Here is a 17,882-nt window from a genome sequence, read left to right on the forward strand (position 1 = left end):
ATATTAGTCCTTAATCCTATTCAGATTGCTATCATAAGTGCCCATTCTTTCCCCTTTACGATCAAACATTTTCCAGCCATTCGTAACATTGTGGCTATCAACATCAGGAGTGATATAGGTTTTACCATTAAAATATACAGGCTGACCATGTGAGTTAAATGGAGCTTTCTGAGGTGGAATTCTGCGATCGAAGCCTAAATTGCTTGCAGCTTCCTGAGCTTCTTTTCCTTTTAATGCCAGATAAGCAATATCATCTTTATTCGGCCCGTCAGGGATCGGCGTTACTGTAGTATTCCCACCGGCATCTGGTAAACCATCAATATTCCCGGTGTTATTTGGAACGGAATCAATCTGTTTATTATTATTCCCTGTATGGTTTGGCCCCGTATCCACAGACCCGGTGTTATTACCCGTATGACTAGGCAATGTCTCAGGTAGCTGGTTACCACCAGTATGCAAAGGTACATACTTATCCTGCAACGAACTGAGATACTTACTGGTGATCTCATCATTACCCATCATTTCCAGGGTAACCAGATGCTCCAGTTCATCGGAGGTCATCTTGTCGACCATATCCTTGACCGCTGCCCCGGCAAGACCAGCGATGCCAGCTTTAGCTCCAATTTCCAGCAACTGCTCCGCAACCTTCGTCCGGCAGGGTGCAGCAACCGCGCAGCCTCTGGCAACCAGTGCAAGCGAGTTATTCTCCGCCGCATTCTTCCCGGCCTGCCCCCCCGCAACCGCAGACCCCGTGCTGTCCCCCGCCAGCCCTCCGGCCATGCCTGCTGAAATCGTCGCCAGGGCGCTGACCGTCTGCTTCTGCTCTTCGCTCAGCTTCGACAGGTCGGTCACATCAGGATATAACACCCCCGCTATCGCTTTCGCAGCAAGCTCGCCCGTGGCCGCGCCCGCGGCACCTGCTGCCGCATTGTTGCCCTGGATTGCCGCCACCGCCCCGCCCAGAATGGCATGGGCAATAGCTTTGCCCGCGACATCGTCCTCACCAAGACCCGACTTATGCCCGATGAGGTAAGCCAGCTCCGGTGCCGCCGCTCCCGCCAGCGCACCGGCGATATCCCCGCCTGCCAGCCCCGACAGCGCCGCCGTCGCCGCCTGGATACCCCGCTGGAGGGTGCCGCCCGTGCCGTACTTCTCCATGGCCGTCTTGTATTCGGACGTCTCACGCAGCGCCTTCTGATAGTCGACTTTGTCTTCCTCTTTGGCATCCGGCCCCGGCTCATATTTACCGTCTTTCGCCAGCTTCTCCCGCGCCGCATTCAGCCCGTTGATCTCCCCCTGCGTCCGGGCAATGTCTGCCGCCTGCGAGCCAATCTCACCAATCAGCTGCACTTCCTGGAGACGTTGCTGCTCCTTCTCCTTGTCAAATATCGGGCTGATGCTGCCGTTCGCATGCTCCGTATCCCGGCTCAGGTTCGCCACGTCCTGCTGCTGGTTCGCCGTATCACGGACGGTCAGCGTCCCCTCGCTTACCGCCGCCCGGGTGGTGCCCTGTGCATCGCCGCTGTTACCGCCCCCGGCCAGCAGGCCGTTCGCCATGTTCCCGGCAAACTGGCTGCCAATGCTGCCCCCGGAGCTGATCCCCGCCCCCCTGATGTTCGGTTTTGAACTCTGCCCGGTTGTGGATATCGCTGAAGCCCAGCGTGCCGGTGTCGAGGCTGTTCCTGTCCGCCTCCGCCGTCGAGGCAATCACCCCGCCGTCCATTTCCTCCAATGTTGTTAAAGAGCATGCACCTGTATAACAAGCAGTTTTTTTCCGCAGCCCAGCCTGTACCCGAACGGTAACTGGCTGGCAGAGGCGGGATTCAGCACCGACACGCTGGTCACGGTCAGCGTGGAAAAGGGAAAACTGGTGATCGAGCTGGTTAAGGGCTGACGGTCAAGAAGAAGATCCCGGCGCTAAGGCCGGGATCTTTTTACTTATTAATATAAGTATCCATGAGCTTGCTTATTTCCTGTCGTAGCTGCTCATCGTCAAATTCATATTCTTCACGATCATCATCAGGGTTATACATATCTGCTACACAAAAAACGCTGGATAATAATTCACTTAAATTATCTTCATCCTTTCCAAGTAGATTATTATCACGCTCAGCTTTCCATTTCATCATATAGCTGTCAGCGAAGCCGTCAGCGGATATATCCTTAGCAAGAAAACTATCAATATATTTTTTAAGTGACTGACTCATCTTAAACCACCATTATTCATGAAGTTTTCATACTGCTTTGTTTGAGGATCAAGTTTCCACCCGCTAACAAAGTTACCAGATTTATCAACCACAACAACATTATTAGTTTGTGGATTGAAGAACACTTTTGATTCTGGAACTAATAGATATGTCCCATGTTCATAAGTCGTTTTATCATCTAGATGTGACTTAATAGCAGTCTGATATTGAGCAATGGTATCGCCATTTTTCTTGGTAGTTATCACGCCAAAATCAGAAGCATGTTTAAATTTCTTATCTAACTGTTTAGTACTGAACGCGACACTATCAGAGATGATTGCAGTTCCAACATTCGGCAATTTCTTACCCGGCAGTAGAATGCCTGCCAGCAACCCGCCCGTGGCTTCCAGTGCAGCCTGATTTCCTCCAGCCGCCTGTTTAACCGTATCCGCCACCGCAGACCAGGTCTCACTCTGCATCAGGACAGTAACGGTATCCGCCACCGCCTGATTTTTCCCGGCCAGGTCGCTCATTGCTTTGCTGCAGTAGCTGTCGCCCGCAGCGCACGATGCCAGTGCCATGGCCGCATCAGCAGCGTAGTCTGCTGTACCTAATACCGCATCACCCGTATCAGCAAGGCCATTGATAATGGCGTTCGCGATGGCAGACGTTGTACCTTCACCCAGCTTTTCCCTGACCTGATTTTTCAGGGTTTCAGCAGCCTGTTTCGCCGCTGCACGGGCCTGGTCACCACTCAGCGAGTTATTCTCCGCCGCATTCTTCCCGGCCTGTCCCCCGGCAACCGCAGAACCCGTGCTGTCCCCCGCCAGCCCTCCGGCCATCCCCGCCGAAATCGTCGCCAGGGCGCTGACCGTCTGCTTCTGCTCTTCCGTCAGCTTCGCCCGCGCCGCATTCAGCCCGTTGATCTCCCCCTGCGTCCGGGCAATGTCTGCCGCCTGCGAGCCAATCTCAACTATTAGCTGCACTTCCTGGAGACGTTGCTGCTCCTTCTCCTTGTCAAATATCGGGCTGATGCTGCCGTTCGCATGCTCCGTATCCCGGCTCAGGTCCGCCACGTCCTGCTGCTGGTTCGCCGTATCACGGACGGTCAGCGTCCCCTCGCTTACCGCCGCCCGGGTGGTGCCCTGTGCATCGCCGCTGTTACCGCCCCCGGCCAGCAGGCCGTTCGCCATGTTCCCGGCAAACTGGCTGCCGATGCTGCCCCCGGAGCTGATCCCCGCCCCCTGATGTTCGGTTTTGAACTCTGCCCGGTTGTGGATATCGCTGAAGCCCAGCGTGCCGGTGTCGAGGCGGTTCCTGTCCGCCTCCGCCGTCGAGGCAATCACCCCGCCGTCCAGCTGCGTGTGGTCGCCCACGGTCACGTCAAAGCCGCCCTTACCGGCAAAAATCCCGCTCTGCTCCTGCACCGAGTCGTAGTCGCTGGACATTTTGTCCCGGCTGGCGCTGATACTGCCGGAGAAACCGCCCGCCCCGAAGGTGTAACCCAGGCCGCCGCTGACGCTGTGCTGCCTGCTGTCGTAGTGGTCGCTGTCCTGCGTGCTGGCAATGGTCAGGTTGCGCCCGATATCCGCCACCACGGTTTCGCCGCTCACCTGGGCGCCGGCCAGCGTGGTATCGCGCCCGCTTTTAATCGTGAGCTGATTACCCGCATCCACCGTGGTCTCGTTCTGCCGGACCCCCTTGCCCTTCTCGTGCCCTTTGCTGCTGCTGGCGTTCGCGGAGATGCTGAACCCTGCGCCACCGGAGCCCACCCCCAGCCCGACGCCGATGCTGCCGCCGCTGCTGCTGTTTTTACCCGACGTCTGCTGCGTATCCTGCGAGGCAATCAGGTTCACGTCCCGGGCCGCATCCAGCGTCACGTCCTGACCGGCCTTGATCTGGCTGCCCGCCACGGTGATGTCGCTGCCGGTGGCGTTAATCGTGACGTTACTGCCCGCGTTGAGGGTGCTGCCCGTGGTGGTCTCACTCTGCATATGCGATGAGGATTTAGACGACTGCGAACCCAGCGACGCGCTGACGCCCACGGTATTGGTGTTGCCGCTGTCAGAGGTTCCCCTCGCCTGGTCCAGCGCCACCGCCTGCCCGGCCTGCACGCCGGAGAGCGCCGCCTGCGTGCCCTTCAGGGCGGCCAGACGCGAATCGCTGCTCTGCTTCGCGCTCTGCGCCGTCGTGACCGCGCTGTTCAGCGCGCTCCCCGCCGTGCCCGACAACGCCACCGTCAGGCCGCTGCTCTTCTGCTCATACTTCTCATCGCGGGTGCGTTTATCGTGGCCCGGCTCAATCACCACGCTGTCACCGGTCAGACGGAGATCCTTCTGGGCGATGATATCCGCCCCGCCGATGTGGGCCTGTTTCCCCGCCGTGATGCTGACGTCACCGCCCGTCGAGCCGATGGTGCTGAAGCTCCCGCTCTGGGTGGTGCCCTGCTCGCGCAGATCGTGGGTGGACCTGCTGCTGCCGATGGTGAAGCCAATCCCGCCCGTGCCCATCAGGCCGGACTTTTTGGTCTCCTTAAAGCGCCAGGAGGTGTCGGTGTTGGTGGCCGCCACGATGTCGACGTTGTTACCTGCCGACAGCGGTTATGCTGCCTGTTTTCTATTTTCTCCAGAGCTGTTAAAGAGCGTGTACCTTCAGGGCCACCTGGTATTCCCGTAGACTCTGCCTGAACCTGAGCAACAACGAGCCGGCGTAGGCTGGGTTCAGTACCGATATGTCGATCACGATCAGCATGGAACCGGAAAGAATTGTGATCGAGTCGGTCAAGGACTGATGGATAAAAAAATCCCGGCGCAAGGGCCAGGATTTTAGCTATTTCAATATGTTATACCTTAACTCTACATTCATTGATTGCAAAACATCCGATACTTGTTCTAAGAAAGATATGGTTTGCTCTGGAAGAGCATATTTGAAATAAATTTCTATAATTTTTAATGTTGTACCTTGCGATTCAGGAAAAGCCTCATATATCTCTCCGCTTTCAATAAAACTGATATAAGTATTTATTTTTTGCTGAAGTTTATATAAATGCTCTTCAATGGGATGATCCCAAGTTAAATGATCCGAGATAGCCAGACTAACGATGTTAGGGCTGTCGTTCGGTATACCAATAGAGTCAATTTTGTTCACGTCTTCTACTGACATGTTTACCCCTTCGTTTTTTTATCTGGTCTGATAATGTCAATTTTTGTCGGTGGTATCAAAGCCCCTCCTTCGAATCCAGGTTTTCCAACACCTGTTATAGTTGCACCACTGTTTTCTACTTCAGGAAAACCAATTTTCTGATTAGGAGTTAATGGAGCTGTAGGTGACTCTTACATTCAATACATGTAATATTACCTTGCTTATCCTTACTGATGATATCGATCCTGACATTAACACCACTTGCGGTTTTCACTGTAATTTCCCTAGCAGATACCGACTTATCGGCACTGTGTTCCTGATAAACCTTATCTTCAAAGAGTTTACCTTGCTCATAATTCTGACGAATTTGATTTGATGGATTTGGTGAAGAAACACTCGATTTTCCACCCTCAGTGAAAATGAAGTAGCCACCATTATTCGAATAAATTACATTTCCGGCAGTGTCTGTTTTCCCTGTATTGTTATAAATGCTGCCACGGGGACCAATAATATTTCCAGTCGAATTAGCGGCATAGCCCGAAGGTAATTTTGCAGCAGGTATGCCTGGCTTAACCGATTTAGATCCAGCACCTTTCAGCGGATCGCCATCTCCATCAAGAACTTTGGCAGTACGATTGAACAATGGATTTATATCAAATGGTTCCATTGTCCGTAAACCAAGACGTTTTTCGTCTTCCTTGCTCAGCGAGTTATTCTCAGCCGCATTCTTCCCTGCACCCGCGCCCGTTGCCGCTGAGGACGTGCTGTCCCCGGCAAGTCCACCCGCCATCCCCGCCGAAATAGTCGCCAGGGCGCTGACCGTCTGCTTCTGCTCCTCGCTCAGCTTCGACAGGTCCGTCACGTCAGGATACAGCATCCCCGCTATCGCTTTGGCCGCCAGCTCGCCCGAGGCCGCACCTGCGGCACCTGCCGCTGCGCTGTTGCCCTGGATGGCCGCCACGGCACCACCCAGAATGGCATGGGCAATCGTATTAACCGCCGTATTACCCTGGGTTGATTTCAGCATGTGCGCCAGCTCAGGGGCGGACGCCCCCGCCAGGGCTCCGGCGATATCCCCGCCTGCCAGCCCCGACAGCGCCGCCGTCGCCGCCTGAATACCCCGCTGCAGTGTGCTGCCGGTGCCGTACTGCGCCATCGCGTTCCCGTAGGCCCGGTCTGCCACGGCTTTATCCGTCACCGGCTTCCCTTCCGCGATCAGCTGCTGACGGGCCTCCTCCAGCGCCTGCGGATCTTTCGCTGCTGCCCGACCGGCCAGCTCCCCCTGCGTCCGGGCGATATCCATGGCCTGGCTGCCAATCTCGCTGATCAGGCTTACGGCCTGGAGCCGCTTCTGCTCCTTCTCCTTGTCGAATATCGGGCTGAGGCTGTCGTTCGCCTGCGCCGTATCCCGGCTCAGGTCCGCCACGTCCTGCTGCTGGTTCGCCTGGTCACGCACAACGATAGTACCGTTCGCGACGGCCGCCTGAGTGGTGCCCTCTGCATGGCCGCTGCTGCCACCTGCAGAGACCATTCCGCCCGGCATATTGCCGCTGAACTGGTCACCGCCGAAGCTGCCGCCCCCGCTCATGCTGATACCGCTGTGGCTGACCTTATAATCGGCCTGGTTATGGATATCGCTGAAGCCCAGAGTGCCCGTATCCAGACGGTTTTTATCCGCCTGTGCCGTGGAGGCTATCACCGCCCCGTCCAGCTGCGTGTGGCGGCCCACCGTGATATCGAACCCACCGTCACCGGCATACAGCCCGGTCTGCTCCTGCACCGAATCAAAGGTGCTGTTCATTTTGTCCTGGCTGGCGCTGACGTAGCCCGAGCCGGTCATGCTGCCGAAGCTGAAGCTGCCTCCCGCCGCCACGCTGTTCTGCTTCGACTTATAATCGTTGCTGTCCTGCTGGCTGCGCATCAGGAGGTCGCGTCCGATATCCGCCACGATGGCGTTACCGCTCACCTGCGCACCGTCGAGGATGGCATCGCGTCCGCTGGTCATCGAGACCGTGCCGCCGCTGTCGAGGGTGGTCTCCGTCCAGGCAGTACCGTTCCCCTTCTCGTGGCCCTTCGCCGCATTGACGTTCGCAAACACGCCGATACCGTAGCCGCTGGTACCGCCGCCGATGCTGACCCCCACGCCACCGCCGCTGCTGCTGTTTTTACCCGTCGTTTTTTCAGTATTCGCGGCACCGCCCAGGACAATATCGTTTGCTGCCGTAAAGGCGGTATCGCCCCCGGCCTTCAGCTGGCTGCCGGCAATCAGGATATCGCCGCTGTTGGCGCCCTTGCCCTGGCCCGTGGCGGTTATCGCCAGGTCGCCGCCCGCATTCAGCGTGCTGCCGGTCACGGCATCGCTCTGCGCATGCTGTTCAGATTTCGATTTCTGCGTCGTCAGCGACAGGCTGGCCCCGAACCCGTTATTTGGATCGCCGTCTGTCTGGGCCAGATCCACGCCCTGAGAGGCCTGCACGCCTGACAACGCCGCCTTGGTTGCCTTCAGGGTCGCCAGCCGGTCGTCACTCTCGTTAGCGGCATCCCGCGCCGTCGTGACCGCGCTGTTCAGCGCGCTCCCCGCCATGCCGGACAGTGCCACCGTCAGGCCGCTGCTCTTCTGCTCATACTTCTCATCGCGGGTGCGTTTATCGTGGCCCGGCTCAATCACCACGCTGTCACCGGTCAGGCTGATATCCTTCTGGGCGATGATATCCGCCCCGCCGATGTGGGCCTGTTTCCCCGCCGTGATGCTGACGTCACCGCCCGTCGAGCCGATGGTGCTGAAGCTCCCGCTCTGGGTGGTGCCCTGCTCGCGCAGGTCGTGGGTGGACCTGCTGCTGCCGATGGTGAAGCCAATCCCGCCGGTGCCCATCAGGCCGGACTTTTTGGTCTCCTTAAAGCGCCAGGAGGTGTCGGTGTTGGTGGCCGCCACGATGTCGACGTTGTTACCTGCCGACAGCGGTTATGCTGCCTGTTTTCTATTTTCTCCAGAGCTGTTAAAGAGCCTGAACTTACATGACCGTCTGGTATTCCATCAGCCCAACCAGTACATTTTTACGTTAATTGGCTGGAAGAAGCGGGATTGAACACCGACACGCTGGTTACGGGCAGCATGGAATAGGGACAAGTGGTGATCCAGTCGGTTAAGGGGTGACGATACAAAGATCCCGGCGCTAAAGCCGGGGATTAGCTATACGGTTATTTGATTGATTTTTGATATATCTTTTCTCAGGTCATCATTGATATCTGAGGGAGATATCTGGTTTATAAGTTGCCTTATTTGGACAAAGGTACCTTTCTGATCTTTTAGATCATTTCCTTTTATTGTCGATAGGGCTGCTATTAGTTCACCATCGTAATACTCACCCGCTAACGGTTCTTCAGTCAGAACTTCCAACACCCTTGGCATCAACTGATCAATAAAAAGTTCCTGTCGAATAGCACGACAAAGATCTTCCACTGGCAACTGTTCAATAGGCACATCGATAATACTTTCGAACCAGAGTTCAAGTGGTGATTGTTGTTCTGGTTCTTTCGTCACGACGCAATTCCCGATCAATTTACGAAAAGTAATCATATTCCATGTCCTTTCAAAGCTGATTCTATTTTATTAATAGCATCAGTTGCTCTGCCATACGCAGCCTGAGCTTCGGGATTATTGATGTTTTTCAATGTATCCGCGTGATTTCTTAACCCTCTAAGCGTATTTTGCATTTCCTGCATATGATCCCAATACCCTCCATTCTCTTTGGGTACTGGATTTCCATCCATATCTTTGAGAGTCCCCGTAATATCATGATCTTTCAGTGCATTTTTAATCGTGTTGTCGATCTTCTTAATCGCACTTTCCTGCTTTTGATTAAGCTTCTCTACAGGTTTTTCATTTTGTTGCTTAGGATCATTTTCCGGCGGTGGCGGTGTACCGGTTCCTGAACCTGCACCACCATATTCAGCTTTCTCAGCATCCGTCAGGTTCTTGCCTGCATTCGGACCCTCTGTCTGCTCTGCATCATCCGCTGAACAGGCTCTTCCGAAAGAGCACTGGGTCGCTTTATCCAGCGCTTCCTTCATTTCCTTCAGCTTCTTGTCCAGCGCCGATGCCATCGTCTGGTTGGCATCGTTCACCGCATCGCCGGTGTTACTGCCTGCAACTGGTGGCGGTGGAGCGGGGATTGCCAGCGTATTATTCTCAACCGCATTCTTCCCGGCCTGTCCCCCGGCAACCGCAGACCCCGTGCTGTCCCCCGCCAGCCCTCCGGCCATGCCTGCTGAAATCGTTGCCAGGGCGCTGACCGTCTGCTTCTGCTCCTCGCTCAGCTTCGACAGGTCCGTCACGTCAGGATACAGCATCCCCGCTATCGCTTTCGCCGCCAGCTCGCCCGTGGCCGCGCCCGCGGCACCTGCCGCCGCATTGTTACCCTGGATGGCCGCCACCGCGCCGCCCAGTATGGCATGGGCAATGGCTTTGCCCGCGACATCATCCTCGCCAAGACCAGAATGATGCCCGATGAAGTAAGCCAGTTCCGGGGCCGACGCTCCCGCCAGCGCACCGGCGATATCCCCGCCTGCCAGCCCCGACAGCGCCGCCGTCGCCGCCTGGATACCCCGCTGGATGGTGCCGCCCGTGCCGTACTTCTCCATGGCCGTCTTGTATTCAGACGTCTCGCGCAGCTTCTTCTGGTAGTCGGCTTTAGCCTTCTCCGTGGCATCCGGCCCCGGCTCTTGCTCGCCCTTTTCCGCCAGCTTCGCCCGCGCCGCATTCAGCCCGTTGATCTCCCCCTGCGTCCGGGCAATGTCTGCCGCCTGCGAGCCAATCTCACCAATCAGCTGCACTTCCTGGAGACGTTGCTGCTCCTTCTCCTTGTCAAATATCGGGCTGATGCTGCCGTTCGCATGCTCCGTATCCCGGCTCAGGTTCGCCACGTCCTGCTGCTGGTTCGCCGTATCACGGACGGTCAGCGTCCCCTCGCTTACCGCCGCCCGGGTGGTGCCCTGTGCATCGCCGCTGTTACCGCCCCCGGCCAGCAGGCCGTTCGCCATGTTCCCGGCAAACTGGCTGCCAATGCTGCCCCCGGAGCTGATCCCCGCCCCCCTGATGTTCGGTTTTGAACTCTGCCCGGTTGTGGATATCGCTGAAGCCCAGCGTGCCGGTGTCGAGGCGGTTCCTGTTCGCCTCCGCCGTCGAGGCAATCACCCCGCCGTCGAGCTGAGTGTGGTTGCCCACGGTCACGTCAAAGCCGCCCTTCCCGGCAAAAATCCCGCTCTGCTCCTGCACCGAGTCGTAGTCGCTGGACATTTTGTCCCGGCTGGCGCTGATGCTGCCGGAGAAACCGCCCGCCCCGAAGGTGTAACCCAGGCCGCCGCTGACGCTGTGCTGCCTGCTGTCGTAGTGGTCGCTGTCCTGCGTGCTGGCAATGGTCAGGTTGCGCCCGATATCCGCCACCACGGTTTCGCCGCTCACCTGGGCGCCGGCCAGCGTGGTATCGCGCCCGCTGTTAATCGTGAGCTGATTACCCGCATCCACCGTGCTCTCGTTCTGCCGGACCCCGTTGCCCTTCTCGTGCCCTTTGCTGCTGTTGGCGTTCGCGGAGATGCTGAACCCCGCGCCACCGGAGCCCACCCCCAGCCCGACGCCAATGCTGCCGCCGCTGCTGCTGTTTTTACCCGACGTCTGCTGCGTATCCTGCGAGGCAATCAGGTTCCAGTCCCGGGCCGCATCCAGCGTCACGTCCTGACCGGCCTTGATCTGGCTGCCCGCCACGGTGATGTCGCTCCCGGTGGCGTTAATCGTGACGTTACTGCCCGCGTTGAGGGTGCTGCCAGCTGTCGTCTCACTCTGCATATGCGATGAGGATTTAGACGACTGCGAACCCAGCGACGCGCTGATACCCACGGTGTTGGTGTTACCGCTGTCAGAAGTCCCTCTCGCCTGGTCCAGCGCCACCGCCTGCCCGGCCTGCACGCCGGAGAGCGCCGCCTGCGTGCCCTTCAGGGCGGCCAGACGCGAATCGCTGCTCTGCTTCGCGCTTTGCGCCGTCGTGACCGCGCTGTTCAGCGCGCTCCCCGCAGTGCCCGACAGCGCCACCGTCAGGCCGCTGCTCTTCTGCTCATACTTCTCATCGCGGGTGCGTTTATCGTGGCCCGGCTCAATCACCACGCTGTCACCGGTCAGACGGAGATCCTTCTGGGCGATGATATCCGCCCCGCCGATGTGGGCCTGTTTACCCGCCGTGATGCTGACGTCGCCGCCCGTCGAGCCGACGGTGCTGAAGCTCCCGCTCTGGGTGGTGCCGTTTTCACGAAGGTCGTGAGTGGATTTGCTGCTGCCAATGGTGAAGCCAATCCCGCCCGTGCCCATCAGGCCGGACTTTTTGGTCTCCTTAAAGCGCCAGGAGGTGTCGGTGTTGGTGGCCGCCACGATGTCGACGTTGTTGCCTGCCGATAACGCCACGTCGCCGTCACCGGCCACTGCCGAGCCTTTCACCAGCAGGTTGTTTCCGGCCTGCACCGTCACGTTATCGCCGCTCAGCAGGGAACCTTTCTCCCGCGTGGCGCTGTCTTCGTTGATGGTGTGGGTGGTCTTTTTACTCAGGAACCCGCTGCTGGTTTTGGTTTTCTCGCGGTAGCGATAGTCGCTCTCGGTCGCGGTGGTCAGATTGACGTCCCGACCCGCCGCCACGCCGATATCGCCCTGCGCCGTCACCTCTGCGGCCTGCGCGTTCATGTCGCGCCCGGCGATGATGACCGCGTTGCCGCCGCTGGCGATCTCTGTGCCCTGCTGACGCACGGACTCATCGATGGCGGTTTTCTTCTTCGCTTTGCTGCTGGTGCTTTCAGAGGTGGCCTCTGCCAGCAGGTTCAGATCGCGACCGGCCTGGATGCCAACATCCCCTTCGGCGGCAATGGCTGCGGCGCGGGCATTGAGATCGTTCCCGGCCAGCAGGGTAAGATCGTCTCCCGCCGTCAGGGTGCTGCGCTGTTGCGTGACGGAAGAGGTCTCTGTTGTCGCGCTGTTGCGTGGCGAACGGGTCTCGCTCTGCGCAATCTCGTTGGCGGTGATATTGATATCGTTACCGGCCGCCATGCCTAGGCTACCGCCCGCCGCCACGTTCGCTCCGGCGATGTTGATATCCTGCCCGGCGCGCATCACCAGCCCGTCCGTTGCGGTGATGGACGAGGTGACGCCAACATCCGTACCGCTTAAGCGCACGCGACCCGCGTCCACATCCCACGCCTGCGTTTGGGTGACGTTGTTAATGCTGCCCGTAACGCTCTCCAGCCCCAGGGTTTTACCGCTGATGGTGGAGCCGATATTGTTGATATCCCCTAGCGCGCTCAGATTGAGTCCGCCGCCTGCGCTGAGCAGTCCGGCGTTCAGGTTGCTGATGCTGTTGCTGCTGTCGACAGACAGGCCCTTCAGCGCCAGCAGCGTACTTCCGCTGTTGGTGACGTTACCGCCCGCCAGCTGCACGTTATACCCGCTAATCACGCTGCCGCTCTGCACCGTGACGTCCTTCGGAGAGAGGTACACCTTCGGTACCATCACGGTCTGGCCGTTAACGGTAGCGGTCTCCCACCACAGGATACTGTGGTCGAGGGCGGCTATCTGGTCTGCCGTCAGCGCCACGCCGAAGTTAAGCCCCAGCGAGGTTTGTGCGTCGGCGGCACTGTCCATCAGGTAGCGCATCTGGTCGAGGTCGGAGCCCAGACCGCTGATATAGCGGGTTCCGGTCTGGTTTAACACATAGTTACTGACGTACCGGGTATCAAAGGCGGCATCGCCGAGGAAGCGGTAATTTTTCTCCGGATCCAGCCCCATGCGGTCAAGCATGTACGCTGACCCCAGGAACTGATTACTGTCCGTGTATTGGCTGGCCGTTTCGCGCGGAGCGGCGCCCGGATTAACGCCGAGCAGTTTCCACAGGTCGCCAAACAACGAAGGATCGAGCTGTCCCAGCCCGTCGAGTTTTGGGTTGACGTTGATCAGGTACGGGCTGTCCGGATCGGTGGAGGTGACAAAGTAACCGTTATTGCCGGAAGGCAGAGGATAGTTGCCGTCAATGCCGCCAGGTACGAGGCTGGTGCCGTCGGCAATGGCCTGGCCGTCAGCGCTGTTCTGCCAGTCCGGCGCGGTGATAGCCATCGCGTTCGCATCAGCCAGTGACTGCTGATTCACACCACCCGCGATGCTTTGTGCTGATGGAGTATTCAGATCCGGTGCAACAACGGTATTGCTGATGCGTCCGGCATTTGCCGTGGTGTTGGTGTTGCTGATATCGCGGTCGAACAGAGGTGTAACAGTGCCACCCGCCTGAATGACCGCGCGGTAGATATCACCGTGTACCGTTTCCGTGGTTTTACCATCCAGCGTAAAACGAATTTTATCTGAAACAGGTTTAGGCAGGATCACGGTGCCAATATCATCACCTGTGACAGTGATAGGGCTATCAGGATCAGCATAACCCACCTGTCCCTGGTAGACATATTTCCAGTATTCCGCTGTCGTGGCGTTCTGCCAGGACTGGTTGGAGAGCGTATTGCCCGTCAGGAAAATATCACCGGAAGCGAGGATCGCACTGGCATTGTTCTCAAGCTGCTCAGCACTAATGGACAGATCGTTGCCAGAGCGAATACCCGCTACACCGCCAGTAGCTGAAACGGAGGTCACCGTCTGGCTGAGGGCGTATTTTTGCTCAGTCTGATCGGCTCGCATGCCCCAGGCGGTACTGCCTTTATTCACCGTACAGTGCGTGTTAACGCCCCCGGTACAGACTTCTGAAGGATACCTGGCAATATATTTCCCGTAGCTGCCGTCAGGCAGTTGAGAGATGTTGATATCGATGGTCGCATTCCCCAACCCGGAAATGGATGAAGGGTTTTGGGTTGTGGTGGTCGTGGCGGACAGGCCATCGCGGGTATTCAGCAAATGCCCGGTCTTAATGGTGATATCGCCGTTGGTGGTTTCGATATTCCCCGACGCGTTGATGATCTCGGTGTTCGCCGCGCCGGAAGCATCCTTCTGCATCACCAGGTCATTGCCCGCCAGCATATCGCCACGCAGGTTTTCGATACGATCCGCAAACAGCGACAGGTTATTTCCGGCATACAGCAGCGCGGTATTGATCACCGACCCGGCGGCGGTGATCACCATATTCCCGGCGGTACCGGTAAAGCCATCGAGCGTGATATCGCCCTGGCTGGAGAGGCTGACATCGCCGCCGGCCTGCAGCGAGCCGCTGTCATTCATGGCAATCTGGCTGCCGGAGAGCGCGGTGGTGCCGCCGCCTGCGGTAATCAGGCCGTTATTGGTCAGCTTGCCCGCGGCGTTCAGCGTAATGCCGTTGCCCTGCAGGGTGCCCTGGTTGCTGAGGTCGCCCTGGCTGGTCACGGTCAGCTGGTTATTTGCCGCCACCACGCCCTGCGCCGTCCAGCTGTTCGCCAGCTTCAGCGTCAGGTTGCCGAGGGCCACAATCTGGCCCACGCCGCTGAGTGAGGCCGCTTCGGTCAGCAGGTCGCCGCCGCTGAACAGGTTGCCGTTGTCGTTGTTAATACTGTCACTGGTCAGCGTCAGGCTGTTGTTCCCCAGCAGGGTGCCGCTGTTGGTCAACGTCGGCGTGTTTACGGTCAGCTGTGCCGCCTGCAGGGTTCCGGCGTTGATCAGGCTGTTGCCGGTAAAGGTGGCCTCGCGGGCCGCCATCATAGTGCCGCTGTTAGCGAGTTTAGCCGCATTCATCAGCAGGTCCGTCGCCTGCAGCCAGCCTGCCCCGCGGTAGTCCGCAGTGGTCAGCGTCAGAGCATCGCCGGAGAGGATATTGCCGTTGTTTTGCACCTGCGTGGCGTTGTTGAGCGTGGTGGGCCCCTTCCCCTGAATCGTGCCGTCGTTGCTCAGCGCTGGCGCGGTTACGCTAAGGGCGTTCTGGCTGAGAATGATGCCCTTGGTCTGGTTGGTCAGCGCGTCCAGCAGCGTCAGCGTCAGGCCGCTGTCGCCCTGCAGACGTCCGTTGTTGGTCAGCGTGCGGGCATCAAGCTGCGTGTTATCCCCCTGCATCTGACCGTTGTTGCTGATGTCGTCCGCCCGGACGGTGAGTCCAGCTCCGCTCAGCATCTTCCCCTGCTGCTTCAGGTTGCCCGTCAGCTGCAGGTTAAGCCCGTTGACGCCGCTGATCTCCCCGCCGTTGCTGAGCGAGTCGCCGTCGATAGTGAGGTTTTTCGCGCTCAGCAGCCCCTGGTTGTCGAGGTTTTTCCCGCTGAGTCGGGCATGGCCCAGGGCGGTGATTTTACTGCCGGTGACGGTCGCCATGTCACCGCTCAACGTCAGGGCCAGATCCAGCGCACTCTGGATGGCGCCGCTGTTGGTCAAATTTGTGCCTGTCAGGGCAATGTTCTGCCCCTGCAGCCGACCGCTGTTGGTGATGTCCCGGGCGTTAACCGTCAGGGCCTGCTGGCTCAGCAGATCGCCCCGGTTGTTCAGGGCGCCGGTCAGGAGCATGTCACCCGCAGCGAGCAGATTACCGTTGTTGGTGAGCTGCGGTACGTTGAAGGTCAGCTTGCCCTGACTCATCAGATCGCCGTCGTTCAGCAGGTAGCCGGTTGCACGGGCATTAAAATCGCCGGTGGCAAGCGCGGAGCCGGAATGCCGCCAGTCGCCTGCATCAACGCGGAGATCCTGCCCCTGGATGGTGCCTGCGGTGGCGAGCTGCCCGGCGGTGATATCCAGCGAGCCCGCGGTCAGCCAGCGCCCCGCCGCCCCCTGAGACAGCGTATCTCCGCTCAGGGCCAGCGCATCGGTGCCCTGCAACAGCCCGGCACCGTTGAGGGTGTTGGCCGCAACTGCCAGCGCACCGTCGCTGATAATCAGGCCGCTGTTATTGATCGTCGGAATGGAGAGGGTAAGACTGGCTGCGCTGTAGAGCGTCCCGTTTTGCTGATTGTCCAGCTCCCGGGTATCAAGCAGCAGGGACGAATCCCCCCTCCAACAGCCCGCTGTTGGAGAGCTTCTGTGACTGCGTATTAAGTGCCGACGCGATCGCCACGCCGCTGTTGTCCAGCTGCGGCGCACTAAGGGTTATCGTGCCCGCGCTGCTTTTGCCGCTGTGCGACAGGGTGTCACTGGCGTTGACCGTCAGGGCCCCTTTTGCGGCCTGGGTCCCTTTCAGATCCGCCTGTTTTGCGCTGATGCTCAGGTTACGGCCCTGAATCTGCGACGCCCCGGTGGTGGTCACGCGTTGACCTGCCACGCTGATATCGCCGGTGGCGTTAATCGCCCCGTTAAGCGTCTGGCTGGCCGCATTGAGGGATAGCGCATTCCCCGCCACCAGCTCGCCGTTATGCGTCAGGTTATCGGCGGCTACCGCCAGATTTTGCCCGGCCGTCATGCGCCCGTTAAGGGTGGCGCTGCCCCGGGTATTGACGCTGATATTCTGTGCGGCATCGGTTTCGCTGCCGGCATCCTGGGAGAGCTGTTGCGCCGTGAGGGAGACATCCCGCCCGGCGGTCAATTTGGTTTTGCTGTGCGAGAGCGTGCCGCTGGCATTCAGGACCAGGTCACGGTCGCTGTTCAGGGAGCCATCCTGCAGCGCCAGATCGCTCTGGCTGTTCAGGGTGATGTCGCCACCCGCTTTGTGATCCCCGCTCAGGGCCAGGCTTTCACCCTTCGCGGTAATGGCCCTGCTGGCGAGGCTGTTTTTCAGGGTCAGTTTTCCGCTGGCGTCCAGCGAAATATCCCCGTCGCGGGCATTGAGATTGCCCAGATTGACGCCCACCCCTTTCTCGCTGGAGACCAGGTGAATACGGTTGGCGTACATGCCGCCCAGCGCCCCGGTATCCACCGCCACTTTTGGGGCGTCGCCTTCGCCGGGGATCGGGCTGATGCTGCCATCGGCCGCCACCCGGTTGGCTCCTGCCACTACCGTCAGTGATTTGGCGTGCAGCTGGGCGTTAATGTCGGTGGCGCGGGAGATGATCGACACCGCATCGCTCTGGCTGCCGTCCAGGCCCTGGCCTTCAATCAGGATGCTGCCTTTGCTGACGTCCAGCGACTGCAACCGGCCGTTGGCGTCGAGCACCGGCTTGCCGGTGGTCAGCGTGGCGTTGGGAGTATTGATAAACCCGCAGCCGTTACAGGTGATGCCGTAAGGGTTGGCGACAATGACGTTGGCAGCTTTGCCCGCCACTTCGGTATAGCCCTGAAGCTGCGAGCGGTTGGTGCCGGTGACTTCGTTGATAATGCCCGCCGCTTCCTGGCCCGCCTTCAGGTTAGGGTTGGCCTGGATCAGGCCGCCAAGCTGGGTCTGATTCACCTTGCCGGTGGCGTTGTTGAGGATCAGCCCCTCTTTGCCAACGTTGTAATCCTGATACTGGTTATGCGAAATGCCCGCGGCATTCGGCGGGGCGATATTGACCACCGGCACGCCGTTGCCGGCATGATCCAGCTGCGTATTGCCGGTCGGCGTAAGGGTTGCCGCCACGGCCGGAAGCAGCGGCTGCGTGGCGAGCAGCACGCTCAGTAAGCTGCTCAGCACCCGACGGGATAAACTTGCCTGTTCCTTTTTCATC

The 17,882-nt window shown here is 58.8% G+C and carries 5 protein-coding genes and 5 pseudogenes; 2 read left to right on the plus strand and 8 right to left on the minus strand.

What is annotated here, in order from left to right; genetic code table 11:
* Window positions 1–3: 3 nt before the first annotated feature.
* Window positions 4–1,726 (minus strand): annotated as a pseudogene (locus AAHB66_RS20380) (VENN motif pre-toxin domain-containing protein); the annotation flags it as partial.
* Between the two features lie 57 nt (window positions 1,727–1,783).
* Between AAHB66_RS20380 and AAHB66_RS20385 the strand changes: the two are divergent.
* A pseudogene (locus AAHB66_RS20385) lies at window positions 1,784–1,894 on the plus strand (SymE family type I addiction module toxin); the annotation flags it as partial.
* A gap of 40 nt (window positions 1,895–1,934) precedes the next feature.
* On the opposite strand, the gene AAHB66_RS20390 reads toward AAHB66_RS20385, so the two are convergent.
* From AAHB66_RS20390 to AAHB66_RS20410, 5 genes and pseudogenes are all read right to left on the minus strand, one after another.
* Window positions 1,935–2,207: a colicin immunity domain-containing protein gene (locus AAHB66_RS20390; protein WP_347114322.1), complete on the minus strand. Its 273-nt coding sequence runs from the start codon at window positions 2,205–2,207 to the stop codon at window positions 1,935–1,937.
* The gene (locus AAHB66_RS20395; protein ID WP_347116532.1) at window positions 2,204–2,767 is read right to left on the minus strand and encodes a colicin D domain-containing protein; all 564 of its coding nucleotides are present in this window, start codon (window positions 2,765–2,767) and stop codon (window positions 2,204–2,206) included. The genes AAHB66_RS20390 and AAHB66_RS20395 overlap by 4 nt, the downstream gene beginning before the upstream one ends.
* 33 nt (window positions 2,768–2,800) lie before the next feature.
* Window positions 2,801–4,783, minus strand: a pseudogene (locus tag AAHB66_RS20400) (hemagglutinin repeat-containing protein); the annotation flags it as partial.
* Window positions 4,784–5,015: 232 nt separating this feature from the next.
* On the minus strand, window positions 5,016–5,348 hold the full coding sequence (locus AAHB66_RS20405; protein ID WP_347114324.1) for a DUF6572 domain-containing protein: 333 nt from the start codon (window positions 5,346–5,348) through the stop codon (window positions 5,016–5,018).
* Window positions 5,349–6,024: 676 nt separating this feature from the next.
* Window positions 6,025–8,286, minus strand: a pseudogene (locus AAHB66_RS20410) (hemagglutinin repeat-containing protein); the annotation flags it as partial.
* Here AAHB66_RS20410 and AAHB66_RS20415 point away from each other — a divergent pair.
* Complete coding sequence (locus AAHB66_RS20415; protein WP_347114325.1) at window positions 8,243–8,413, plus strand: hypothetical protein; 171 nt, start codon at window positions 8,243–8,245, stop codon at window positions 8,411–8,413. The pseudogene AAHB66_RS20410 and the gene AAHB66_RS20415 overlap by 44 nt on opposite strands.
* Window positions 8,414–8,517: 104 nt before the next feature.
* Here AAHB66_RS20415 and AAHB66_RS20420 read toward each other — a convergent pair whose 3' ends face one another.
* Window positions 8,518–8,904: a contact-dependent growth inhibition system immunity protein gene (locus tag AAHB66_RS20420; RefSeq protein ID WP_347114327.1), complete on the minus strand. Its 387-nt coding sequence runs from the start codon at window positions 8,902–8,904 to the stop codon at window positions 8,518–8,520.
* A pseudogene (locus AAHB66_RS20425) lies at window positions 8,901–17,881 on the minus strand (hemagglutinin repeat-containing protein). The gene AAHB66_RS20420 and the pseudogene AAHB66_RS20425 overlap by 4 nt, the downstream one beginning before the upstream one ends.
* Window position 17,882: the final 1 nt, after the last annotated feature.

The sequence above is a fragment of the Leclercia sp. S52 genome (genome assembly GCF_039727615.1).
Lineage (GTDB): Bacteria > Pseudomonadota > Gammaproteobacteria > Enterobacterales > Enterobacteriaceae > Enterobacter > Enterobacter adecarboxylatus_B.